This window comes from Thiolapillus sp., assembly GCF_048562965.1.
GTDB classification, from domain to species: domain Bacteria; phylum Pseudomonadota; class Gammaproteobacteria; order Chromatiales; family Chromatiaceae; genus Thiolapillus; species Thiolapillus brandeum_A.
In genome coordinates, this window is record NZ_JBHNMF010000955.1 from 1 (window position 1) to 1084 (window position 1084).

Below are 1084 nucleotides of genomic sequence, written 5' to 3' on the forward strand. Positions count from 1 at the left end.
CTTGTTGGTGTCTAGTGCCTCCTGACCGTTCACCAGGAACAGAGTGACCAATCGATCGCCATTCTCGTTGCGACCACGAATGGAACCCTGGACGATCACCTCGGGATTGTCCGGGTCGGGAAATCGTCGAGACACCGGTCCCTGTTTCAAGTCCAATACCATCTTGCCACCACAGGGAATACGCTGCCAGACTTTGACCTCTACCTCTTCTTCCTTACCCGTCTTCTTGTTCTTTCTGGTCTTGGTGATGCCATGATCATGGATACGTTCGTAACGCCCCCAACGTGCCTCCACTTCGATGCGTTCCGCCTCACCATCGACACAGAAGGTGATGCCGAAACTCGAGGGCACCAGCGACTGATTCTTGGACACGTCGATCTCGTCGCTGGTCTCAGGCTCACCCTTGCCCAGTGCTTCATCGTCCTTGGGCTGCTCCCCCCCCTTGGTTCGCTTTCCGGCGGTTGGAGGGGCTGGCTTTGCCTTCACCTCCAGATCGTCTGGAACCACATCCTCGGCCTCGTCCACAGCGCTGTTTCCCCAGTCGTTGCCCTCATCGAGTGTCTCTCGGGGCGCCAACTTACCGACCAGGTAACGATCGCGTACACTCATATCCTTGATGAGTTCATTGGGGCCGTTCGCAGGGCCGAGAAGATCGTCCATCACCGCATGTTGCAACAACTCACGAACGTAGGCCGAATCATCGATCAGAGGAATATCTGCCAGTGTCTTGCAGCAGAGTTTTGGGATGGCCTCGGCGAAATCGGTCCATTGGAGGCGGCTGATGCGACTATCGTAAGAAAGACCTACTTGTGAAGTAACCTGAGTGCTCGAAAACGATTCGAATCTATCGAAGTACAAGGCTACACAGTCCAGTTCTTGCTGGATGCGAAAAATCCTCCCAACAGCGATCATCTCGCCACCCTGGGTTGTCGAAAGTATCCAATCCCCTGGGCGAATAGCAGAATATTTACCAATCCCGCCTGAAAGATGCAATACGGCTCCAGACAAAGTCTGATCAGCATCGATTTGAACGACCCATGAAGAAGGAGTAGTCTGCTCAACCATGGGTACCCCCCCCGATCGC

1 pseudogene is annotated in these 1084 nt (G+C 54.4%); it reads right to left on the reverse strand.

Features of this window, described 5'->3' with window-relative positions:
- A pseudogene (locus ACOCD2_RS21430) lies at window positions 1-912 on the reverse strand (hypothetical protein); the annotation flags it as partial.
- Window positions 913-1084 lie beyond the last annotated feature (172 nt).